Genomic DNA, 22,110 nt, shown 5'->3' with positions numbered 1-22,110 from the left:
TTGATCGGTCTCCTGTGCTGACCGGAAACGATTGAAAAAAGATGAATGCCAGGTAAAGACTCAGGCCCTTTTGCAATCTGCCGATATCGCAATATTTTTCATTGTGATGAGAGGATATGCAGAAGTTGGAGGTTTGAAAATTACTGTTTTTCTATTGCTTCTATGCTTGTTAAGTATAGATGTTTGGCGTCAGCCATAGCCGGTGAGAGTGATGAGAGTGTCATGCTGGTGGCCTCCCGGCCTCCAGTCGGGGCGAGCTGGTAAAGGACATTGCTACCGATGCACTGGACGATCACTTGGTGCGATGCGAGTCGCTCTTGCGATGTTTTAAGACTGGCTATCGGATCCGCCATCATTCATGACTTCCGCGAAGGCGCGCAAAATAGGCGAATCGTTTTCGCTGAGGAAAATGAATTCAACGTCATGGATATCAGGTATGTCGGCGTGCTGATGCAGTACGACGCCGTTAGGGCTATTGTATTTCGATGCTTCCGACACGATGGAGTAGCCCATGCCGGCCGCAACCATACCCAGGGTAGTGCCAACGTCGGTGCCGACAAGAATTTGTTTGGGCGTCAGACCTGCCGCCATGCATTGCTGAATCAGATAGTCGTGATACTCGGGAGCGCGGTCGCGGGGAAACCAAACGCAAGGCTCATCCTTCATTTCGCTGAGTCGATCGGGTGGTTGTTCAGCGTACTTATGATCGCTCGAAACCGCCAGCATCAGCCCCGAGCGCAAGACCTTTATCCCGGATAACTGTTTGTCGGCAAGATCGCGAAACGCGATAAAGCCTCCGTCCATACGTTCTTCTTTGACGTCCAGCAATTGTCGTGGCGACAATGCCGGTTCCAGCATTAGTGCAACATCGGGACAGATCTCGCGGAATCGTCGCAGCCGTCTTAATAATTCAGGATGGGCGGTGTGATTGGGGGAGATGCCAATGCGCAGCGAGCCGAGCTTGCCGGAAGCGGCGCGCAGGGCGCGCTTCTTGGCGTCCTCGAGATCGATCAACAACTTGCTGCAATCCTTCATGAATTGCACGCCGGCTACCGTGAGCTGGGTGCCCCTGATGCTGCGTTGAAACAATTGCGTTCCCAATTGCTCTTCCAGATCGTGAATCTGGCGACTGAGCGCCGGCTGGACGATATTCAGTTTGCGCGCCGCTTCGGCCACACTGCCGTGTTCGGCGACGGCTAGGAAGTAGCGAAGATGTCGGATTTCCATGATGAGCGATATACCTTGAAGGTATTTTATCTATACAAAAACAGTAATTTTCAAGTCCAGGCAACGTACCTACAATCGCCCCCAGACTTTCCAATCCCGGCTCTTCCCGTCTTATTTTTCGGCGTTCATTCTTGCCCAGATAGTACTGTTTTTACTTGGTGCGACGGTTATTTTTCAGGTGAATCTGAAACGCATCGACAAGTTTACATGCGTGAAATGTGATGCCGGAATGACCTTGACAGCATGTCAACCATTCAAAATTATACGATGCAAAATATGAATTTAATAAAAGAAATTGAAACTTCGCACGCCGAATTTTCACACATTCGACGCGATTTACACGCTCACCCCGAGTTGGCTTTTCAGGAGGTACGCACCGCCGATGCTATTGTCGCCAGCTTGCAAAATTGGGGGATTCCGGTGCATCGAGGTTTAGGCGGTACAGGGCTGGTCGGCATTATTCGGAACGGCCGCAGCACGCGCGCTATCGGTTTGCGCGCTGACATGGATGCGCTGCCGATTCAGGAGTTAAACACGTTCGAACACGCCTCTCAATATCCAGGGAAAATGCATGCTTGCGGTCATGATGGACATACCGCGATGTTACTGGCCGCAGCTTGGCATCTCAATGCGACACGCAATTTTGACGGCACCGTCTATCTTATATTTCAACCTGCGGAAGAGGGAAAAGGTGGTGCTGCGAGCATGATCAAGGACGGTTTGTTCGAGCAATTTGAAATGGAATCGGTCTACGCCATTCACAACTGGCCGGGCATGCCACTTGGTTCTTTCGGCGTTAATTCGGGTGCCATCATGGCATCCAGCAATGAGTTCAAGATCACTTTGCGCGGTAAAGGATCGCATGCCGCGTTGCCACATCATTCCATTGATCCGGTGGCGGCGATGGCGGCGTTGTCGCAGGCATTGCAAACTATCCTGACTCGCAACAAGCGTCCCAATGATGCCGCCGTATTATCAATTACTCAAATGCAGGCAGGTGAAGCCAGCAACGTCATTCCCGATTTCGGCTGGATCGGGGGCACGGTGCGCACGTTTTCGATTGACGTGCTGGATCTGATTGAGTCACGCATGCGCGAAATGTCAGAACATTTGGCACATGGTTTCGGCTGTGACGCAGAAGTCATATTCAATCGCAACTATCCGCCCACTATCAACCACCGCGCAGAAACTGCCATTTGCGTCGAAGTCATGCGCGATGTTGTTGGCGCAGAAAACGTCGATGCTGATATCGAAGCACCTCTCAGTTCCGAGGATTTTTCTTTCATGCTACTCGCCAAGCCGGGCTGCTATGCCCTCATCGGCAACGGCGACGGCGGCCATCGCGATCACGGCCACGGATTGGGGCCATGCATGCTGCACAATACCAGCTACGATTTCAACGACAACCTGTTGCCAATTGGTGCCACGTACTGGGTCAGGCTGACCGAACGTTTATTGGCATTGACGAACCAGGAATAACATCCGGTAACGCCGATGTAAGGCCCATTGATGTCAATAGATTTATGTTTAAGCCAGTAAGAGATCAGATTCAGAGTTCTGCGAAGCGACCGCAGGGCTCGCTTCATCCGACAGCTGGAAAGTGAAGCCTATTACCAGATGCATGATATTCAAGACTGTATTAACCGGGTCGCTATCCAATCCCGGCCGCTCGCAATGCAAGGTCAGTTAGCCGGCTATATACCTGCACTGATGCGTGTAGATCCATCCAAATTTGGTTTTGCCGTGGCTACCCTGGATGGAAATGTCTATACGACAGGCGATGCAGATGAACCGTTCTCTATTCAAAGCGTTTCAAAGCTCTTCGCTCTGGTGTTGGCTTCGAGTCGTGAGGGAGATTCGTTGTGGATGCGTGTCGGCAGGCTGCCTAGCTCAAACCAGTTCAACTCATTGCTGGAGTTGGAACTGGAGTCTGGCAAGCCGCGCAATCCATTTTTAAATCCTGGGGCGTTAGTTGTATCGGACTTGCTCTATAGCCGAAATACGCAAATGGAGCGGGCGGTCATTTCACTCATGCGTGAGCTCTCTGGCAATCCAAGTATTAACTATGACATGGAAGTGGCGGCAGGCGAATTCGCTTGTGCTCATCGCAACAAGGCCGCTGCCTACCTGATGAAAAGCTTTAACAACTTCCACAACACAGTCGATGAGGTGGTAAATGCGTATTGTGCCCAGTGCGCGATCGCCGCTAGCTGTCGAGACCTTGCAGTTGCGGCACTCTTCCTGGCGAACGCCGGTATTGATCGTGACGGTAGACAGATTCTTCAATCTCGCCAAGTGCAACAAGTCTGCGCGCTTATGATGAGCAGCGGTACTTACGAAGCTTCAGGCGAAATCGCCTTCAGCATTGGCTTACCGATTAAGAGCGGCGTTGGCGGAGGTGTCCTGGCAGTGATTCCTCGATTTGGTGCAGTATGCGCCTGGTCGCCACCCTTAGATAAGACAGGGACTTCGATTGCGGCTATCAAGGCGGTTGAACTGTTCGCCATCGAAATGCATAAAACGGTATTCGCATAAAGACTGGGCATTATTCGACGCCGGCAACAACCTGGCGCTGACTAAAATGAATAAAGTTGGTCTGTTGAATCCAGCACTGAACAGCTAACAGGACTCTAAGCTTCTACTTATCGAGAATGCGCTTGCATTAATCTGCCGCATGTAGTCAATAGTGATTGCCGCCCTTACTCCACCGTCACCGACTTGGCCAGATTCCGCGGCTTGTCCACATCTGTCCCGCGCGCCAGCGCCGTGTGATACGCCAGCAATTGCAGCGGCACCACGTGCAGGATCGGCGAGAGCAAGCCGTAATGTTCCGGCAAACGGATGACGTGGACGCCTTCGCTGGAGGCGATGCTGGAGCCGGCGTCGGCGAAGACGTATAGCTGGCCGCCGCGTGCGCGCACTTCCTGCATGTTGGACTTCAGTTTTTCGATCAGCGCGTCGTTCGGCGCGACCGTGACCACCGGCATTTCTTCCGTCACCAGCGCCAGCGGGCCGTGCTTGAGTTCGCCGGCGGCGTAGGCTTCGGCGTGGATGTAGGTGATTTCCTTGAGCTTCAAGGCGCCTTCGAGGGCAATCGGGTAGTGCAGGCCGCGGCCGAGGAAGAGGGCATTTTCCTTGCGGGCGAAGGCTTCGGCCCAGGCGGCGATGTTCGGCTCCAGCGCCAGCACGCTTTGCAGCGCGGCCGGCAGGTGGCGCATGGCCTTGAGATGTTCGGCTTCCTGCTCGTCGCTGAGCAGGCCGCGTGTTTGCGCCAGCGCCAGCGTCAACAGAAACAGCGCGGCCAGTTGCGTGGTGAAGGCCTTGGTCGAGGCGACGCCGACTTCGACGCCGGCGCGCGTGATGTAGGCCAGCTGCGATTCACGCACCATGGCGCTGGTGGCGACGTTGCAGATGGTCAGCGTGTGCGGCATGCCCAGTGCGCGTGCGTGCTTGAGGGCGGCGAGGGTGTCGGCGGTTTCGCCGCTTTGTGAAATCGTGACCACCAGCGAGTTCGGATTCGGCACGCTGTCGCGGTAGCGGTATTCGCTGGCGATCTCGACGTTGACCGGAATTTTGGCGATTGACTCGAGCCAGTATTTGGCGGTCAGGCCGGAATAATAACTGGTGCCGCAGGCCAGGATCAGGACGGAGTCGACGCTCTTGAACACCTTGTGGGCGCCGTCGCCGAACAGTTCCGGCATGATGCCGCTGACGCCTTCCAGGGTGTCGGCAATGGCGCGCGGTTGTTCGAATATTTCCTTCTGCATGTAGTGCTGATAGGGGCCGAGCTCGACCGCACTGGTGAAGGCTTGCACGGTCTTGACTTCGCGCGCGACGCTCTTGCCGGCGGCGTCGACGATCCAGTAGCGTTGCAGTTGCAGGTCGACCACGTCGCCTTCTTCGAGGTAGATGATCTGGTCGGTGGTGCCGGCCAGCGCCATGGCGTCGGAGGCGACGAAGTTCTGTCCTTCGCCGACGCCGACGATCAGCGGCGAACCCTGGCGCGCGGCGACCACGCGGTGCGGTTCGTCGACGCAGAACACGGCGATGGCATAGGCGCCAGTGAGGCGGCGCACGGCTTGCTGCACGGTCTCGAACAGGTCGCCGGTATACATGTGATCGACCAGGTGGGCGATGACTTCGGTGTCGGTCTGGCTTTCGAAGACGTAGCCGACGCCTTGCAGCTCTTGGCGCAGTTCTTCGTAGTTCTCGATGATGCCGTTGTGGACCAGCGCAATGCGGTCGCGCGAGAAATGCGGGTGGGCGTTGTGCGTAGCCGGTGCGCCGTGCGTGGCCCAGCGTGTGTGGGCGATGCCGGTGAAGCCGGCCAGGTGGGTTTCGGCGACCTGCTTTTGCAACTCGGCGACACGCGCGGTGCTGCGCGAGCGCTGCAGTTTGCCGTCCATGTGTACGGCCACGCCGCAGGAATCATAGCCGCGGTATTCGAGACGCTTGAGGCCTTCGAGCAAAACCGGGGTGACATCTTGTTGCGCAACCGCGCCGACGATACCGCACATGAGGTGACTTTCTAAAATGGGGTGAATGGCGTCATCTTAGGCTAGCGGTATTGAAATAAGATTTCTAAATTTTAATTAATTTGGATTATTATTGCTTTCAATATTCAATGTGAAATAATATTTCAAATTAATTGATAAATTTATTAATATGATGATCAATCTCGATGAATTGGACCGGCGCATTCTCAACGCCTTGCAGGAAGACGCTGCGCAAACCAATTTCCAGCTGGCCGAGCATGTGCATGCCTCGCCGCCGACTTGTCTGCGCCGGGTCAAGCGCCTGGTCGAAGCGGGGGTGATTACACGTCAGGTCGCCATCCTGGCGCCGGAAAAACTCGGTCCGGCGCTGACTGCCATCGTGGAAATCACGCTGGACCAGCAGGGCGACGAGCGGCAGGTGGAGTTCGAGGGGATTGTCGCGGCGGAGCCGGCGGTGCTGCAGTGCTACCGCGTGTCGCCGGGGCCGGATTTCGTGCTGATGGTGCAGGTGGCGGACATGCCGGCCTATCACGCGCTGGCGCATCGCCTGTTTGCCACGCATCAGAACGTGCGCAATGTGCGCAGCTATTTCTCAATTCATCGCAGCAAGTTCGAAACCCGGATCGCCGTCTGAACAGGTTCTGAGCGATCCGGGGGACGTGCGTCGCTGATTACTTCTTGACCTTGACCGGACGCGTCCAGCCCGGCAGCGACAGTTGCTTGGCGCGTGACAGCGTCAGCTGGCCCGCCGGCGCATCCTTGGTCAGCGTGGTGCCGGCGCCGATGGTGGCGCCTTTGCCGACACGCACCGGGGCGACCAGCTGGCTGTCGCTGCCGATGAAGGCGTCGTCTTCGATGACCGTTTCGAATTTGTTCACGCCGTCGTAATTGCAGGTGATCACGCCTGCACCCACGTTGACGCCCGAGCCGATCACGGCGTCGCCGATGTAGGCCAGATGGTTGGCCTTGCTGCGCGCGGCGATGCGGCTCTTCTTCACTTCCACGAAATTGCCGATGTGCACTTCTTCGCCGAGTTCGGCGCCTGGACGCAAGCGCGCGTATGGGCCGACCTGGGCGGCTGCCCCGACCACGGCGCCGTCGATGTGCGAGAACGGTTTGATCTGTGCGCCCTTGCCGATGCGCGCGTCCTTGACGACGCAGTTGGCGCCAATGCTGGCGCCGTCTTCGATCTCGACCTTGCCTTCAAAGATGCAGTTGACGTCGATGCTGACGTCGCGGCCGCAGGAGAGCGTGCCGCGCACGTCCAGCCGGGCCGGGTCGAGCAGCGTGACGCCCTGTTCCAGCAACGTATTGGCGACGCGGCGCTGGTAGGCGCGTTCGAGCTCGGCCAGTTGCACCTTGCTGTTGACGCCGAGCGTCTCCGTGATATCGACGGGGTTGGCCGAGACGACTTCGACGCCGTCGGCAACCGCCGCAGCGATGACGTCGGTGAGGTAGTACTCGCCCTGCGCATTGTCGTTGGACAGCGCTGCCAGCCAGGCGCGCAGCCGGGCGGTGGGAGCTGCGATGATGCCGGTGTTGATTTCACGGATGGCGCCTTCGGCTTCGCTGGCGTCCTTTTGCTCCACGATGCGGGTGATCTTGCCGTCTTCGCGCACGATGCGGCCATAGCCGGTCGGGTCCGCCACGGTGATCGTCAGCACCGCCAGCTTGTCGTCGCCGGCGGCGGCCAGCAGTCGTTGCAGCGTGGCGGGCGTGGTCAGCGGAACGTCGCCGTACAGCACCAGCGTGGGCGCGTTGTCGTCGATGAAGGGCAGCGCCTGCGCCACCGCGTGGCCGGTGCCGAGCTGGGGCTCCTGCAGCGCGAATGACAGCGTATTGTCAGCAAAGCTGGAAGGAACGGCGTCGCCGCCGTGGCCATAGACCACGCACAGTTTCGTCGGCGCCAGTACCTTGGCGGTATCGACGACATGGCGCAGCAGCGGTTTGCCGGCGAGAGGGTGGAGGACTTTCGGGAGCGCTGACTGCATGCGCTTGCCCATGCCGGCGGCGAGGATGACGATGTTCATACGTTCAGGAATGGTGGAAAAAACATTGCAAAAGTGTAGCACGCACCTGCCCCGGCGGCGGGTTCAAAAGCTTGTGCAAATGCAAAGTTGAGGGCCATTTCTGCATGTTCTCGGCCCTTTGGTCGTCGCTGTTGTCATTAAGATGATGGGTGGTCATGCTGCCCGTGGTGTCGATTGTGCGCATGAAAGACCTGACGACTCGCCCTTGCCAAAAGAAAACGGACAAGCGGGCGGCGTCAGTTCGCTATTGAAGACGGCTTTTTAAGGTATGCATGAAGATTCTCCTCCTGAATGACGAGTTCTATACCACCGGCGCCAGCATTGCCATGTTGCGTCTGGCCGAGCGTTTGGTGCAGAACCATGAAGTTTCGGTCATGGCGCGCATCGATGGCGAAGGCGAAATCAAAAAGAAATTCGAAGCGCTCGGCATCCCCATCGTCAAGGACATACAGGCGGGAGCGATCGATCTGTTGATCGCCAATACTCTGTTGTCCGGCGCCCATGTCGCTCAAGCAGCGCTTAAAGTCCCCGTCATCTGGTGGATTCATGAAGCCGAGATCGGCCGCGACATGATGCTGCGCTTTCCCCAGCTCGCCGACGGTTTCAAGCATGCATCCCACATCGTGTTTCAGACCGAGTTCCAGCGCATCGTGTACGGCAGCTTCCTGTTCGACAGCCCAGCCACGGTGCATGTGATGCCGTTCTGGAACGACGCGATCTACCGGCAGACCGATCTGCAGCCCGAGTCCAAGCCGGTCAACAAAAAACGCATCCTGTGCATCGGCACCGTCGAGCCGCGCAAGCGCATGTTCGACACCATCATGGCGATCGACAGCTTGGAATCCTCGTTGCGCAACCAAGTCGAATGCATCTTCATCGGAAAATACCTGCAACTGCCCGAGGGCGCGCAAAAGCTGGTTGATACCTTCCCGGACCGCTATCGCATGCTTGGTGAATTGCCCAACGAAGTGGCTCTGTCCTACATGGCGTCCGCCGATCTGTTCGTGCTCGCCAGCGACAGCGAGTCGCAGCCGTTGACGATCTGGGAAGCGTTCGAACTGGGCGTGCCTGTATGTCTCTCCGACCTGGAAACCTACCGGCACATCGGCCTGCGCCATGCGCGCAACGCCATGATGCATCCGGTCGGCAACATCGACATCCTGACGACCAACATCCGCATGATGCTGACCAACGACAACCTGCGCAAAAGCGTCACTTCAGCCGGCAAGAGCCTGTTGCTGAAGAATCTGACCGACGACTGGACCGACAGGTTTGAACGCCTGGTGTATCGCGTCAACACAGAGATGGAAATCAAAAAACTTGGCTATTGATCCGGCGACGAAGCCGAGATCGACTGCTGCACGAATAACCTGAATGAGAACACGATGACCTTCAACCAACGCGCTACCGCAGTATTGCAATTGCCTGTATCACCGTTGACCTGGGATAGCATTCTGAAAGAATGCGACCGGTTGGAGGCCGAATTCCTTCATATTCCATCCGGCTACAAGTGGACGCTGGACTACAAGCGCTTCCAGGTCGAGCAGGCGCGCGGCAACAACAGTGCGGCGATCGCGCATCTGAAATCCGCTATTGCGACGATGCCTTACAACGCTGACATCCAGGGAGATTACAAAGCGCTTGTCAGCAAGGCATCAGGTATCAAAAATCTGGTCATGATCATCAGCAGCAAAAGAACCGAAGCAAATGCCATGAGACTGGCGAGGCAGTTTGACAATGCGAATGTCGAATACATGATTGTCAGCGGATCCGATGCCGCTTCGATAAATCATGTACGTGCGCTGCAAGTAGATGCTCCGGACAGTTACGAAGGGATGCCAAGAAAGGTCATGGCGGCGTTGACGTGGGTATATGAACATATCGGCAACAACGTCGGCGTGTTGAAAGTTAGCGATGAGATGTCTTTGCAAGCCGCCGATCGCTTGCGCGAAAGCCTCCATCATCTGCTGCAGGTGGATGCCTATGTTGGCGTCATTGACGCAGCCAACATCGAACACGATCGCTGCCGGCATTGGGGTAAATGCCAGGATCAGAGTCTGAACCGCCGGGCATACGGACGCCCATTTCTGCGTCCATGGGCTGATGGCCGCGCCTATTACGTTGGGCCGGGACCGCTAGAGAAATTGGTTCTGGCGTCTATACGTTTCCCAGGGTTGTTTGAAGGCGAATACTATGAAGACAAGCTGATTGGCGATACTCTCGTGTTCGAAGGGGTGAGTTTGAAATCAATAACCGGATTCGACGAATTCGGTCTTGTTTTTGAGGCCCCCAAGGGGCAAAACTTCTTGCGCCTATGAGCGGAGAAGTGAAGATTGATTTGATGTGGTCCCGGTAGTCGGAAATAGCTTTTAACATTAAAAACGATCGGTTGCATGCCATAGCGTTGTGCTGTCCAGATCCTGGTTTAGGTAAAGAGGAAAACAATGAGTAATTCTGAACAAGATCTTATCCAATGGAAAACCGATGCATGGAAGGATCGGGGGATGGTTTCCTGGTACTCGGACCGGATGGTGGAGGATTCCGGTCCCATCAAATTGAAGAATGCCGTCGAGACAGAGCTTTGCGAACGCTTCCTGCAGGGAAAGACGGTACTTGATGTTGGCATTGGGACCGGGCGTGGATCTCTGCATCTCATTGAGAAGGGATATGAGTTGACAGGAACGGACAGTTCGCAGGCCATGCTTGATGAATGTCGCCGCTTGGCTGGCGGCGCACCCATTGAACTGATGGTCGGAGATGTCCAGGCTTTGCCTTTCGTCGATACGAGATTCGACAATCTTGTTTCACTCAACGTGATGACGCATTTTCCTCATGTGGAGAGGGTGCTGCGAGAGTGGAAGAGAGTTGTCAAGCCAAATGGGCGCATGGTTTTCGATATTTATTCATTGGACCATCTCAGCTATGCGCGCGGCCGCAACGTGACGGTTGAAGAATTGATTGCACAAGGTGTCAGCAAATTCAATATGCATGTGTCGCGAGATAGCCTCCGTGCGATTGCTGACAGTGTCGGGCTGAAGATTGTGGCGACTGTCCCTTACGGCAGCTTCCTTGGTGGCGAATATCGTCACCCGGTGTTCTCGACCACATTGCAAGCGAGCAATTGGTGGGGACGGCAATTATCCTGGCTGTCGGCGGATGATGCATTGTTCGACATGGCGGTGTTTCTTGAGCGCGAATGGTTCGGCTGCCTGAGCGGTATCATGACCAATCGTTTCATGGTCGTGTTGGAAAATACAGCGGGCGAGCAGCAAAACAATCAAACCTGGCTCGAACAAGATCTCCAGTTGGGTAACTATCTGGAGCACTCGCGTATTCAGTTGAATGATCTGGCGCCTTGGCTCAATCTGGCTCCTGAAATCTGGAGAGAACAGTTTGATGGGCATCTTGATCGCATGCGTAATCGCAGTATGGCGTACTACCTCATGACAAGTTTCTTTCTTGGTCGCACTGATGGACTTGATTGGAACGATCTGGCTCCGCGCAATGGTCCGACGATGCAGCAATGGGCGCAAGCCGAGGAAATGGACCGTGGAGTGCAGTCTCTGGCCAGAACATGGCATCAGAACTCGTCACTTGTAGAATTGAGCCGAGTTAACGGAGTCGATATCGGCGATACGTTGGTCTACTCTCTCCAAAAAAATATCGTGCAACAATTAAGTCAAAAAGATAACGGAATTTGATTATGAAGAAAGCTGCTTTGCTTTATGCGTTGTGGGAAAAGAATCTGCCTATTTTGCAGCAGTATCTGAGTGATCGTAAGCGCGTTGTCATCATTCCTGCCTTCCTGAATACGGAAGCCATGCGTTCGGCAGTCGAAAGCGCGGGCTCCGAATTGCAAGTGTTGCCGCCAAATGCCGACGAGTCACGTGTCCCGCTGTTTCTGGGACGTCTTCAGCAAAACACGAGCGAGATCGGTTTTGCCGACGATGAGTATTCCCAAAAAATATTAATGCTGCTTCAGCAACAAATTCTCGTCGAATGGCCATATGCGCATGGCATGTTCAATGTGCTTGAAACGCTGACAGATCGTTTCGACATTGAACTCACTATGCTCAACGATGATGTTGTCCGGGACAGCAAGGTGCTGGCGTTATGGTCACGTAGCAAGAGAATTCCCGTAATGCAGATTGCGCACGGTTCGGGTATCGGCACGCCGTATGCCGGTGAGGTCAATCTGTCGGATTATCTGGTTGTGCCAAGCAAGCGCAGTGCGGAGTACTTTGCCGACATGGGTGTGCCTGAGACAAAAATTCACGTACTTGGTAATCCCTACTGGGATGTGGTTCCTGCTGTAATTCAGCGGCGCTCGGCGTTGCGGGAAACGTTTGGCAACGAATACAAATTACCGCTGGATCAGAAATGGGTGGTGTGGGCGCCAACCTGGAATGCCCATCTGAGCTTCCTTGATAATCGAGATTACCGTCTGCAAATGACGCAGGCCTGTGCCGCATTGCGTGATGCACACCAGGCCGGGCTTAAGGACGCATGGTTGATTTATAAGGACAGGCATACCGGGGAAGATACGATCGAAAACAAGCGGGCACATTTCATGCAGCTTGCCGAGCAGCATGGCGTGGGCAAATGGGTGCGTTACGCAATAGACGATCCCATTTATTGGGTCGGTGCAGCCGACGTGGTTGTCTCTTATGACTCCAATATGTCGATAGAAGCGGTGCTGGCAAATGTTCCTGCGATCAATGTGATGAGTAACTTCGGTTGTGTTACCGGCGGTGGATATGGCGCCAGAGATGGGGTGCTGGTGCTGGAGCCGGAAGAAGTCAGTCCTGCGTTGGTCGCATTGTTCGGAGATGCGACTTTCCGGCATCGTTTGCTTGCCGACGGCAGCGCCCGCAAATCTTATTTTCATCACCAGGAAGGCAGCGCCGTCAGCAATATCGTCAATCTGATGCGACGTGCCGCCAAACCGCTGGAAGCGCCCGAACAAGGTTATGTATGGCAGCAATATCTGAATTTTGAAGACAGTAGCCTGGTCGACGCGTACCACACCGCAGGGCGCATGGACGTCGTGGATATGTTCCGCATCAATCCGGGTATTGTGCTGGATGTCGGCTGTGCTGCGGGCAGCACCGGCTATCTCGCAAAGCAAAAATTCCCCGGTTGCAAAGTATGGGGTATTGAGGCAAATCGTGTGGCTGCGACGATCGCGCAGGATCGTCTGGACAAAGTAATGATAGGGATGTTCGAGGACTTCGATCTCGAACGCGAAGGTCTTGTTCCCGGCACGCTTGACGGCGTGATTCTGGCTGATGTGCTGGAGCATATGTACAACCCATGGGATGTCATGGTGAAGCTGCGCCGCTATATGTCTCCCAAGGGACAACTGGTCGTCAGCGTCCCCAATGTGCGCAACTTGATTCTCGTGGACGGTTTGCATCGCGGCAACTGGGCTTATCATTCATCAGGGCTGCTGGACATCACGCACATCCGTTTTTTCACCTACAAGGAAATAATCAAACTGGTGACGGAAACAGGCTACCGCGTCGTTGGCGAACATCACGTCATCGACAAGAGCCTGCAGCAGTCGATGGACAATTTCATGCCGACCTTGCCGGGAAATATTGAAACTGAGCGCGTGATCTACAAAAATGTGACTCAGGAAGAATGGCGTGAGATGTGTACTTTCCAGTTCTATCTGCTGCTGGAAAAAGATTCTAATTAATAACGTCGAATGCGGGCCGTTTTGGCCTTGCAGAATGCTCGAGAATCAACAGATCAGAAGGAAGAATCATGTTTAACGGCAAGTCAGTGTTTATTTCCGGCGGTACCGGCTCCTTTGGGAAGCAGTATACAAAAACCCTTCTTGCGCGTTACAAACCGAAAAGAATTGTCATTTTTTCCCGCGACGAGCTCAAGCAATTCGATATGCAGCAGGAGTTCGGTAGCGCGGAGATGCGCTATTTCCTTGGCGACGTACGAGACCTGTCTCGCTTACAGGAGGCGATGAGCGGCATCGATTACGTGATTCATGCAGCCGCGCTCAAGCAAGTACCGGCGGCGGAATACAATCCGATGGAGTGCGTCAAGACCAATATCTACGGGGCTGAGAACGTGATCAAGGCGGCGCTGGCAAATGGCGTCAAGAAAGTTATCGCGCTATCGACCGACAAGGCCGCCAATCCGATCAATCTGTACGGCGCCACCAAACTGGCCTCCGACAAGTTGTTCGTTGCCGCCAATAACATGGCCGGCGGCAAACCGACCAGGTTTTCGGTGGTGCGTTATGGCAATGTCGTGGGGTCGCGCGGATCCGTGGTGCCATTCTTCGACAAGCTCATTGCCGGCAATGCGGAGGCGCTGCCCATCACCGATGAACGCATGACGCGCTTCTGGATCACCTTGCAACAGGGCGTCGATTTTGTGTTGAAGAATTTTGAACGCATGTATGGCGGCGAGATCTTCGTACCGAAAATCCCGTCTGTGCGGATTGTTGACCTGGCCAGGGCGATGGCGCCGCATTTGCCGCACAAGCATGTCGGCATCCGCGCTGGCGAAAAATTGCACGAGATCATGTGTCCGATGGATGACTCGCACTTGACGCTTGAATTCGACGACCACTTCGTTTTGCAGCCGACCATCCGTTTTCACAGCGCCACCAACGATTACAGCGTGAACAAACTGGGTGAACAGGGGCATCCGGTAGCTCATGGATTTGAATATCAATCGGGGAAGAACCCGCACTTCCTTGGCGTGGATCAAATTCTTGAATATAACAAGCAGGTAAGTTGATGGTCATTCCTTATGGTCGGCAGGATATTTCTGCGCAGGATATTCAGGCGGTGGTGGATACGCTGACGTCTGACTGGATCACGCAAGGCCCGGCGATATCGCGCTTTGAAGATGCAATTGCAAGCCGCTGCGGCGGCAAGCATGCGATTGCAGTATCGAACGCCACGGCGGCGCTGCACCTGTCCTGTCTGGCGTTGGGCGTTGGCCCTGGCGATATCGTCTGGACTTCGCCGAACACATTTGTCGCGTCGACCAACTGTGCGTTGTACTGCGGCGCTACCGTCGATTTTGTCGATATCGATCCTCGTACCTACAACCTCTGCGCTGAAAAATTGCAGGCAAAACTCCAGTCGGCGCAAGCGCAGGGGCGATTGCCGAAGGTTGTCATCGCGGTGCATTTCGCAGGCCAGTCTTGCGACATGCGCGCGATCAAAGATCTGGCGGACCAGTATGATTTCCGCATCATCGAAGATGCATCGCATGCTGTCGGTGGGAAGTATCTTGATGAGCCGATCGGAAACTGTCGTTATTCGGATGTGGTCATTTTCAGTTTTCATCCGGTCAAGATCATTACTACCGCCGAGGGCGGCATGGTGCTCACCAGAGACGACGCGCTGGCGAAATCGGTTCGCCAGTTGCGTACGCATGGCATTACAAGTGATCCTGCAGATATGGTGTTCCGCGAACCCGGCGAAATCTGGAACTATCAACAGACGGAGCTGGGGTTTAATTATCGGATGACCGACATCCAGGCGGCGTTAGGGGCGAGTCAGGCGCAACGCCTGGAGGAATTTGTCGCCCGGCGCCATGCCATAGCCCGTCGCTACGACGAGCTGTTGGAAAAGTTGCCGGTCATTACGCCTTGGCAGCATCCCGATAGCTATTCAGGTTTCCATCTATATGTCATCCGGCTCGATCTGACGAAAATCGAAAGAACGCACAAGCAGGTGTACGAAGCCATGCGTGCTGTCGGCGTGCTTGTCAACATTCACTACATTCCGGTCTATCGGCAACCGTATTATGAAAAGATGGGTTTCAAAAAAGGATATTGTCCTGAAGCAGAGCAGTATTACGCGGAAACGCTCAGTCTCCCGTTGTTCCCGACCCTGACGGCGGAAGAACAGGATTTTGTTGTCGACAAGCTGGGCGACATCCTTGCGATCCCGTCTGTCGCGAGTCAAGCATCGTCGGACGTATAAACCTATGCAGCAACATCTTGAAACTGGAAAAACGCTCGTGTTGATCCCGGCCAAGGCCGGTTCGGTGCGCTTGCCCATGAAAAACGTGCGACCGTTGAAGGGCGTCAGTTTGCTGGCGCGGACCATCAGGCGCGCACAGGCAATGGATTTTGTCGATCGCATTTGCGTTAGTACGGAAGATGAGATTGTCGCCGAGCAGGCGCGCCAGTGCGGTGTGGATGTTCCCTTCATGCGGCCGGCGCATCTTGCGCGCGATCCGGCCGGTGTGGTCGATGTCGCCTTGCACGCGTTGGATACGTTTGAGCAGGCTGGCGAGCGCTACGATACCTTGATCATTCTGTTGCCGACTTCGCCATTTTGTCGTGCGCAGGATATTGCCGATGCGATGCAGGTATTCGACGAGCGCAAAGTCGAGTTCCTCATGAGTGTGTCAAAGGAAGTGCATTCGCCACTGTCTTCTCTGATCTTGAAAGACGGCGGCTTGTCGCCGTTGCACCCGGAATGGCTCAGTCGCACCGGTGCCAAGGCCGGCACAGACTTGCCGGTGCTGGTCAGGAGCAACGGCGCCGTGACGATTGTGAATGTGAAGGCATTCCGGCGCGAGAAGGATTATTACGGCTATCCGCTGGCGGCGTACGAAATGCCATGGGAGCGCAGCATCGACATCGACACGGAAATGGACTTCCAATTTGCCGAATTTCTGGCGGAACGCATCGATGGATTGCTCGATTAATATTTTCTTTCGCGCCAATGCGTATGCGGCCATCGGCACCGGTCATGTGATGCGTTGTTTGTCGCTGGCCAACGCGTTTGCCGGTACGGCCGCCACGACATATTTCGTCGGTCATATCGACGATGTGGTCTTGCGTGACTGGATCGTCCGGAAAGGGCATCGGCTAGTGTTGCTGGACGAGTCAGGGGATAGCGACAATGCTGCCGTCTGGCCGTATTGGGCGAAGCCGCAGCAGGATGATTGGGTCGTTCTCGATGGTTATGCATTCGATATGGACGATCATCTTGCGATCCGCAGGACCGGTGCCAGGCTGATGGTAATTGATGACCTGCCAGCCTTGGCGCACTACTGTGTTGACATGATCCTGAACCAGAATTTCTACGCGGAGGGGCTGAATTACCCCTGTGACGGCAGTACGCATCTGTTGCTGGGGCCGCGTTTCTCATTGTTGCGGGAAAGCTTCGTGCGCACCGATGTGGCGTCGGTTCCCGCATGCGCTACGCGTTTGCTGGTGTCCTTGGGCGGTTCCGATCCCGCCGGTGTGGGTCTGACCATCATCGCAGCGCTGGAGCGGGTTGTCGATATTGGTTTCGAAGTCAGATACATTGCCGGATCGAGCAATCCGCACCTCGACCGTATCAACACAGCCGCCGACCAGGCTAGATGTGCAGGACATCGCATTGACGTCTTGCCGTATACCGACGACATGCCGGGCGTCATGCGATGGGCGCAGATGGCGCTGATTGCCGCTGGTTCAACCACCCTGGAAGCAGCGTATATGGGATTGCCTTGCCTGGTCGTGGTGCTGGCGGAGAATCAATGCGCCGTTGCAGAGTCGATGGAAGCCGCCGATGCCGCCCGTTCGCTGGGATGGGGCGACCGGCTGGATGTCGTGTGCGTGGCTGAGGAATTGAAGAAACTGGCGCTGGACGCGCCGGCGCGTGAAAAAATGCAGGCCCGCGGCAGGGCGCTGGTTGACGGCGCAGGCGCCAGGCGCGTCGTTGAAGAAATGCTCAGGGAGAGATCATGAAACCAATTCAGGCAGGCAGCAAACACATAGGTCCCGGTTATCCGTGTTTTATCGCAGCGGAAATAGGCATTAATCACAACGGCGATATGGCGCTGGCCAAGCGCATGATAGACGCCGCCGTGGATGCCGGTGCCGATGCAGTCAAATTCCAGAATTATCGTACTGACAATTTCCTATCTGACCGTACCCTGATCTATACCTATCAGTCGCAAGGAAGAACTGTCACCGAAACCCAGTACGATATGTTCAGGCGTTGCGAACTGAGTGTGGTGCAATTGCAAGAGTTGCGCATCCATTGCGACGCAAAGAGGGTGGTGTTCTTTAGTACGCCGACGGGCGACGATGGTATCCGCGACTTGCTTGACGCGGGCGCTCCCTTGCTCAAGAACGGTTCCGACTATTTGACGAATTTGCCGTTGATCAGAAGCATGGCGCGTTCCGGCTTGCCGACCATATTGTCCACCGGCATGGCGATCGAAGAAGAAATCGCCGACGCCGTGAACGCGTTCGAAGACGCCGGCGGCAAGGAACTCGTGCTGTTACATTGCACCTCTGCATATCCGACGCCGGACGAAGAAGTGAACCTGCGCAAGATCGACACCTTGCGTCAACGGTTCGGCCATCTGGTCGGGTTCAGCGATCATTCGTGGGGGAATATGGCTGCCCTGGGGGCGGTAGCCTTGGGAGCGTGTTTTGTGGAAAAACATTTCACGCTGGACAAGAACCTGCCTGGCCCAGACCATGCATTTTCTTCTGACCCCACAGAATTTTCCGAATTGACTGCCGGCATCCGGCGCCTGGAAAAAAGTTTGGGGCAGTCAGTGATCGGCCCGACGGACTCAGAGATGCGTAACCGGACCAACTTCCGCTTGTCGTGCGTTGCCATTGCTAATTTGCCGGCAGGACATGTCGTGGGAATGGAAGACATCGTATTCCGCAGGCCAGGAAATGGTTTGCCCCCGAAGATGGCCGAGTCACTGGTAGGAATGGTGCTCACCCAGCCACTTGAACGCGGCGCCTGTTTTCCTTCCAGCGACTCGGCTTGAACAGACGTTTGCATGCGAAAGGTTGAATTGACGTGACTATCTCTTTGCGCCCAGCAAGTTCAGACGACCAGCGGCAGATTTTTGCATGGCGGAACGATCCCTTCATTCTGGCGCGTTCGACCAGCCAGCGTGAAGTGAGTTGGGAAGAGCATCAGACCTGGTTTGCCGCAACGCTGCGAAATGCCGACCGGATGATGTATGTCGTCAGCCACAGTGCTACGCCGATCGGTGTCGTTCGCTTTGATCGCGACGATGGCGACGAGTGCGTGATATCAGCCTATCTGATGCAGGAATTCACCGGCAGAGGTTGGGGCGCGCAAGCAATTCGCGAAGGTTGCCGCCTGATCCGTGGCCAGTGGCAGTTGACCCGGGTCATTGCGCATGTGCGTGCGGACAATACCGCCGGCATGTCAGGATTTCTGAAGTCGGGTTTTGTACAGAACGCTTTCCGCGCTGACACGCCGGCAGAACATGTTACGCTGGTTCAATATGCGCCGGACGATGATCGACAGGCATGGCGACAGGACGATCAACTCAACATCGATTATTACGCAGCGCAGGCAAAGCTGTATGGCGTGGACAGTCGCTCGCTTAATTGGGGAAGCCGGCAATCGCAGCAGTTGCGCTTCAGGGTGCTGACCGAGGTGGCACCATTGGTTGGGCGGCGCATACTGGATGTCGGCTGCGGCTTGGGGGATCTGTACGATTGGCTCCTTACGCAGGATGTGGCGGTGGAATATGCCGGGGTCGACATCGTGCCGAAATTCATTTCAATGGCCCAGGAGCGTTTCGGCGCACAGTATTTTTCCGTGAGAAACCTGCTGGATGAGGCCAACGACATCGCTCCTGCCGATATCGTGGTCGCAAGCGGGATTTTTGCCAAACGACAGGGTAATCCCATGGGCTTTCTGCAAACAATGGTGACGGCGATGTTTGCACGCGCAGGTGTTGCAGTTGCTTTCAATTCGCTCAGCAGCGCCGCAAAGAACAAAGAGGCCGGAGAATTCTATGCCGATCCTGTGGAAACTTTTAGATTTTGCCGGACATTGACGCCATGGGTGTCTTTGCGTCAGGATTATCACGCCAACGACTTCACGATCTACTTGTACAAAGACCGCAACCAATGAGGCTATCGATCAACCAACCAGCCTATCTGCCGTGGCTGGGTTATTTCAACCGCATTGCCATATCGGACATGCACGTGGTGTTGGACCAGGTGCAGTTCGAGAAGAACAGTGCCGTCAATCGCAATAAGATACGCACGGCAAACGGTTGGAACTGGTTGACTGTGCCGGTCAGAACCAAGGGCAAGTTCGGCGAACTGGAAATCAATGCGGTGGAGATCGACAATACCGCCAACTGGGCGGAAAAGCATTGGAAGGCGATTTGTCACAGCTATGGCAAATCGCAGTACTTCGAGCGCTATGCACCATATCTGGAGCAGCTTTACGAACGCCCCTGGACGCGCCTGTTCGACCTGATCGACGCAATTAATCATTACTTCATCAGCGAGGTTCTCGCGCTGGCTACGCCGTTGAAATACGGTTCGGCCTTGGGCGTGGATGGCAAGAAGAGCGATCTGGTGCTCAACATCTGCCGTGAGCTGGGCGCCACTACCTATATTTCAGGTCCGTTCGGGCGCGACTATCTGGAGCACGAGAAATTTGCGGCGGCAGGTATCACCATTGAATATCATGATTATGTCCACCCCGAATATCCACAGCAGTACCGGCCATTTGAGCCGTACATGAGTTTCCTCGATCTGGCCATGAACTGCGGTGAGCGCAGTCGCGACCTGATCATGACCAACCCTTCTCAATCGTGAAAACTGATATGTCGAACAATACCTTTACCGTGGGACCGCGAAAGATCGGCGGAGACGCTCCTTGCTATCTGATTGCAGAAGTCGGCACGACCTGCATGGGCGATATCGACAAAGCCCTCGCATTGATCGAGAAGGCCAAGGCGGCCGGTATCGACGCGATCAAGTTCCAGGTCATTGATCCACAGCAGGTATCTGATCCCAACGCGACCTATCTGGTCGTACACGACGGCCAGGAGCAGCGTGTGAACATGAAGGAAATGTTTGCCAAGCTGACCTTCACGGAAGCGCAATGGAAGCGTATCGTCGATGCCAGCGCCAAGGCTGGACTCGATTTCTTTGCCACTGTCGACTACTTGGAAGGCGTCGATATGCTCGATCGCCTGGGGGTGAAATTCCACAAGATCGGCGCTTGGGACTCAACCTACAAGCAACTGATCGAAAAGATCGGCAAGACAGGCAAGCCGATGTTCGCCGACCTCGGACCCACTACGGAAGAGCAGGCGCGGCAGATTGTCGACTGGTACATGGCTGCAGGAGGCAGTGCGGTATTGTTCATGCATGACTTCCATACTACCGACGACATGCAGATGAACATGCGCGCGGTTAATAAGCTTAACGAGATGTTCCCGTGGCCAGCCGGTTTTTCATCCCCTGCGCACGACCACGATCTCGACGTGGCAGCCTTGGCGCTGGGCAGCGCCTATCTTGAAAAGCGCCTTATCCTGAGTCGTTCGGATTTTGCATTCCATGCACACGAATCCCTGGAGCCGGATGAGTTGGCCGCATGGGTGAAAAAAATCAGGCATGTCGAGCGTGCGCTCGGTGCCGCCGTCATCGTGCCGTCTGACAAGGATGTTGCTGGCAGTCGTGAATACTATCGCAGTGTTTGTGCGCTTAGGGATATCGAGCCCGGCGAGCCTCTGAACGAAGGAAATGTCGGCGCCAAACGTCCCGGCACCGGCATGCCGACTTCTCGCCTGGAAGAGGTGTGGGGCAAGAAGGCGGCCGGCTTCATTGCTGCCGACACCTTGCTCAAGGAAGGGGATCTGGCATGAAGGTGTTGGTTGTCGCAGCGCATCCCGATGATGAAATATTGGGATGCGGCGGCGCTATGGCCAGGCACGTTCGAGAGGGCGATGAAGTTCATGTCATGATCATGGCCGAAGGGCTGACCAGCCGCAGCGACTTTGATGCCGCTTCCGGACATGACGAATTGGCTGAACTGGCGCGCGTGGCCCAAGCAGCCAATAGCCGCTTGGGTGTGATGGAAGTGTCCTTGCATGGCTTCCCGGACAACCGGATGGATTCGGTGGACCGGCTGGATGTGACCAAGGTTATCGAAGAAAAGATTGCCTCGTTCGCGCCTGCGCTGGTCTATACCCACCATGCTGGCGACATGAATATCGATCACCGTGTGATCCATGATGCCGTCAATACCGCATGTCGATCAACGCCTGGAAATCCCGTGCGAACGCTGCTGTATTTCGAAGTGCCGTCCAGCACTGAATGGCAGATTCCCGGCTCCGCGCCAGTATTCGCGCCTACCTGGTTCGTTGATATCTCGACTACGCTCGATGCCAAGCTGGCCGCGTTGCATGAATACGAAATGGAGATGAGAGACTGGCCACATCCTCGTTCGTACAAAGCGGTAGAACACCTGGCGCGCTGGCGCGGCGCGACCATCGGTACCGATGCGGCGGAAAGCTTTGTGCTCGGCCGTATGGTCAGGTAGGCTGGCCGCGCGGTATTGCGCGGA

At 55.4% G+C, this 22,110-nt stretch carries 19 protein-coding genes; 16 read left to right on the top strand and 3 right to left on the bottom strand.

Annotated features, from left to right (window positions below):
• Positions 1-327 precede the first annotated feature (327 nt).
• Entirely contained in the window at positions 328-1,227 is a 900-nt protein-coding gene (locus DXT88_RS21090) for a LysR family transcriptional regulator (protein WP_265215915.1), read from the bottom strand.
• 276 nt (positions 1,228-1,503) lie between these two features.
• Between DXT88_RS21090 and DXT88_RS21085 the strand changes: the two genes are divergently transcribed.
• Both DXT88_RS21085 and DXT88_RS21080 read left to right on the top strand, forming a co-directional pair.
• On the top strand, positions 1,504-2,706 hold the full coding sequence (locus DXT88_RS21085) for a M20 aminoacylase family protein (RefSeq protein WP_029363732.1): 1,203 nt from the start codon (positions 1,504-1,506) through the stop codon (positions 2,704-2,706).
• 138 nt (positions 2,707-2,844) lie between these two features.
• Positions 2,845-3,762, top strand: a complete 918-nt coding sequence (locus DXT88_RS21080; RefSeq protein WP_016835310.1) for a glutaminase — start codon at positions 2,845-2,847, stop codon at positions 3,760-3,762.
• 164 nt (positions 3,763-3,926) lie between these two features.
• Here DXT88_RS21080 and glmS read toward each other — a convergent pair whose 3' ends face one another.
• Complete coding sequence (glmS, locus tag DXT88_RS21075; RefSeq protein ID WP_265215914.1) at positions 3,927-5,744, bottom strand: glutamine--fructose-6-phosphate transaminase (isomerizing); 1,818 nt, start codon at positions 5,742-5,744, stop codon at positions 3,927-3,929.
• A 148-nt stretch (positions 5,745-5,892) separates the two neighbouring features.
• Between glmS and DXT88_RS21070 the strand changes: the two genes are divergently transcribed.
• Positions 5,893-6,357, top strand: a complete 465-nt coding sequence (locus DXT88_RS21070; RefSeq protein WP_265215913.1) for an Lrp/AsnC family transcriptional regulator — start codon at positions 5,893-5,895, stop codon at positions 6,355-6,357.
• A 37-nt stretch (positions 6,358-6,394) separates the two neighbouring features.
• On the opposite strand, the gene glmU is transcribed toward DXT88_RS21070, so the two are convergent.
• A complete protein-coding gene (glmU, locus tag DXT88_RS21065; protein ID WP_265215912.1) occupies positions 6,395-7,753 on the bottom strand; it encodes a bifunctional UDP-N-acetylglucosamine diphosphorylase/glucosamine-1-phosphate N-acetyltransferase GlmU in 1,359 nt (452 codons plus the stop codon).
• A gap of 272 nt (positions 7,754-8,025) precedes the next feature.
• Between glmU and DXT88_RS21060 the strand changes: the two genes are divergently transcribed.
• The 13 genes from DXT88_RS21060 (at position 8,026) to DXT88_RS21000 (ending at position 22,086) form a co-directional block, all read left to right on the top strand.
• Positions 8,026-9,084, top strand: coding sequence for a glycosyltransferase family 4 protein (locus tag DXT88_RS21060; protein WP_265215911.1), 1,059 nt, complete (start codon positions 8,026-8,028; stop codon positions 9,082-9,084).
• A 54-nt stretch (positions 9,085-9,138) separates the two neighbouring features.
• On the top strand, positions 9,139-10,071 hold the full coding sequence (locus DXT88_RS21055) for a hypothetical protein (protein ID WP_265215910.1): 933 nt from the start codon (positions 9,139-9,141) through the stop codon (positions 10,069-10,071).
• A gap of 126 nt (positions 10,072-10,197) precedes the next feature.
• Positions 10,198-11,454, top strand: coding sequence for a class I SAM-dependent methyltransferase (locus tag DXT88_RS21050; protein WP_265215909.1), 1,257 nt, complete (start codon positions 10,198-10,200; stop codon positions 11,452-11,454).
• A 2-nt stretch (positions 11,455-11,456) separates the two neighbouring features.
• Positions 11,457-13,454 (top strand): methyltransferase domain-containing protein, encoded by a 1,998-nt coding sequence (locus DXT88_RS21045; protein ID WP_265215908.1) that lies wholly within the window; start codon positions 11,457-11,459, stop codon positions 13,452-13,454.
• A gap of 68 nt (positions 13,455-13,522) precedes the next feature.
• The gene (gene pseB / locus DXT88_RS21040; RefSeq protein WP_265215907.1) at positions 13,523-14,521 is read left to right on the top strand and encodes a UDP-N-acetylglucosamine 4,6-dehydratase (inverting); all 999 of its coding nucleotides are present in this window, start codon (positions 13,523-13,525) and stop codon (positions 14,519-14,521) included.
• On the top strand, positions 14,521-15,720 hold the full coding sequence (gene pseC / locus DXT88_RS21035) for a UDP-4-amino-4,6-dideoxy-N-acetyl-beta-L-altrosamine transaminase (protein ID WP_265215993.1): 1,200 nt from the start codon (positions 14,521-14,523) through the stop codon (positions 15,718-15,720). The genes pseB and pseC overlap by 1 nt, the downstream gene beginning before the upstream one ends.
• A 4-nt stretch (positions 15,721-15,724) precedes the next feature.
• Positions 15,725-16,453, top strand: coding sequence for an acylneuraminate cytidylyltransferase family protein (locus DXT88_RS21030; RefSeq protein ID WP_265215906.1), 729 nt, complete (start codon positions 15,725-15,727; stop codon positions 16,451-16,453).
• Positions 16,437-17,483, top strand: a complete 1,047-nt coding sequence (gene pseG / locus DXT88_RS21025) for a UDP-2,4-diacetamido-2,4,6-trideoxy-beta-L-altropyranose hydrolase (protein WP_265215905.1) — start codon at positions 16,437-16,439, stop codon at positions 17,481-17,483. Before DXT88_RS21030 ends, pseG begins: the two co-directional genes overlap by 17 nt.
• Complete coding sequence (locus DXT88_RS21020) at positions 17,480-18,529, top strand: N-acetylneuraminate synthase family protein (protein WP_265215904.1); 1,050 nt, start codon at positions 17,480-17,482, stop codon at positions 18,527-18,529. The genes pseG and DXT88_RS21020 overlap by 4 nt, the downstream gene beginning before the upstream one ends.
• A gap of 32 nt (positions 18,530-18,561) precedes the next feature.
• A complete protein-coding gene (locus tag DXT88_RS21015; protein WP_265215903.1) occupies positions 18,562-19,656 on the top strand; it encodes a GNAT family N-acetyltransferase in 1,095 nt (364 codons plus the stop codon).
• Positions 19,653-20,354 (top strand): WbqC family protein, encoded by a 702-nt coding sequence (locus DXT88_RS21010; protein WP_265215902.1) that lies wholly within the window; start codon positions 19,653-19,655, stop codon positions 20,352-20,354. Before DXT88_RS21015 ends, DXT88_RS21010 begins: the two co-directional genes overlap by 4 nt.
• An 8-nt stretch (positions 20,355-20,362) precedes the next feature.
• Positions 20,363-21,409 (top strand): N-acetylneuraminate synthase family protein, encoded by a 1,047-nt coding sequence (locus tag DXT88_RS21005; protein ID WP_265215901.1) that lies wholly within the window; start codon positions 20,363-20,365, stop codon positions 21,407-21,409.
• Complete coding sequence (locus tag DXT88_RS21000) at positions 21,406-22,086, top strand: PIG-L deacetylase family protein (RefSeq protein WP_265215900.1); 681 nt, start codon at positions 21,406-21,408, stop codon at positions 22,084-22,086. Before DXT88_RS21005 ends, DXT88_RS21000 begins: the two co-directional genes overlap by 4 nt.
• Positions 22,087-22,110: the final 24 nt, after the last annotated feature.

Origin of the sequence: Herbaspirillum lusitanum (assembly GCF_026127345.1) — a bacterium.
Lineage (GTDB): Bacteria > Pseudomonadota > Gammaproteobacteria > Burkholderiales > Burkholderiaceae_D > Herbaspirillum > Herbaspirillum lusitanum.
Note: the sequence above shows the minus strand (reverse complement) of the source record. Positions and strands in the feature narration are given on the sequence as shown.

Bases quoted from the DNA above. Each gene is read 5' to 3' on its own strand.
- DXT88_RS21020 (WP_265215904.1), top strand. From the start codon at position 17,480: ATGAAACCAATTCAGGCAGGCAGCAAACACATAGGTCCCGGTTATCCG.
- DXT88_RS21000 (WP_265215900.1), top strand. From the start codon at position 21,406: ATGAAGGTGTTGGTTGTCGCAGCGCATCCCGATGATGAAATATTGGGA.
- glmS (WP_265215914.1), bottom strand. From the start codon at position 5,744: ATGTGCGGTATCGTCGGCGCGGTTGCGCAACAAGATGTCACCCCGGTT.
- glmU (WP_265215912.1), bottom strand. From the start codon at position 7,753: ATGAACATCGTCATCCTCGCCGCCGGCATGGGCAAGCGCATGCAGTCA.
- DXT88_RS21085 (WP_029363732.1), top strand. From the start codon at position 1,504: ATGAATTTAATAAAAGAAATTGAAACTTCGCACGCCGAATTTTCACAC.
- DXT88_RS21070 (WP_265215913.1), top strand. From the start codon at position 5,893: ATGATGATCAATCTCGATGAATTGGACCGGCGCATTCTCAACGCCTTG.
- DXT88_RS21060 (WP_265215911.1), top strand. From the start codon at position 8,026: ATGAAGATTCTCCTCCTGAATGACGAGTTCTATACCACCGGCGCCAGC.
- DXT88_RS21010 (WP_265215902.1), top strand. From the start codon at position 19,653: ATGAGGCTATCGATCAACCAACCAGCCTATCTGCCGTGGCTGGGTTAT.
- DXT88_RS21045 (WP_265215908.1), top strand. From the start codon at position 11,457: ATGAAGAAAGCTGCTTTGCTTTATGCGTTGTGGGAAAAGAATCTGCCT.
- pseC (WP_265215993.1), top strand. From the start codon at position 14,521: ATGGTCATTCCTTATGGTCGGCAGGATATTTCTGCGCAGGATATTCAG.
- pseB (WP_265215907.1), top strand. From the start codon at position 13,523: ATGTTTAACGGCAAGTCAGTGTTTATTTCCGGCGGTACCGGCTCCTTT.
- DXT88_RS21050 (WP_265215909.1), top strand. From the start codon at position 10,198: ATGAGTAATTCTGAACAAGATCTTATCCAATGGAAAACCGATGCATGG.
- DXT88_RS21090 (WP_265215915.1), bottom strand. From the start codon at position 1,227: ATGGAAATCCGACATCTTCGCTACTTCCTAGCCGTCGCCGAACACGGC.
- pseG (WP_265215905.1), top strand. From the start codon at position 16,437: ATGGATTGCTCGATTAATATTTTCTTTCGCGCCAATGCGTATGCGGCC.
- DXT88_RS21055 (WP_265215910.1), top strand. From the start codon at position 9,139: ATGACCTTCAACCAACGCGCTACCGCAGTATTGCAATTGCCTGTATCA.
- DXT88_RS21005 (WP_265215901.1), top strand. From the start codon at position 20,363: ATGTCGAACAATACCTTTACCGTGGGACCGCGAAAGATCGGCGGAGAC.
- DXT88_RS21030 (WP_265215906.1), top strand. From the start codon at position 15,725: ATGCAGCAACATCTTGAAACTGGAAAAACGCTCGTGTTGATCCCGGCC.
- DXT88_RS21080 (WP_016835310.1), top strand. From the start codon at position 2,845: ATGCATGATATTCAAGACTGTATTAACCGGGTCGCTATCCAATCCCGG.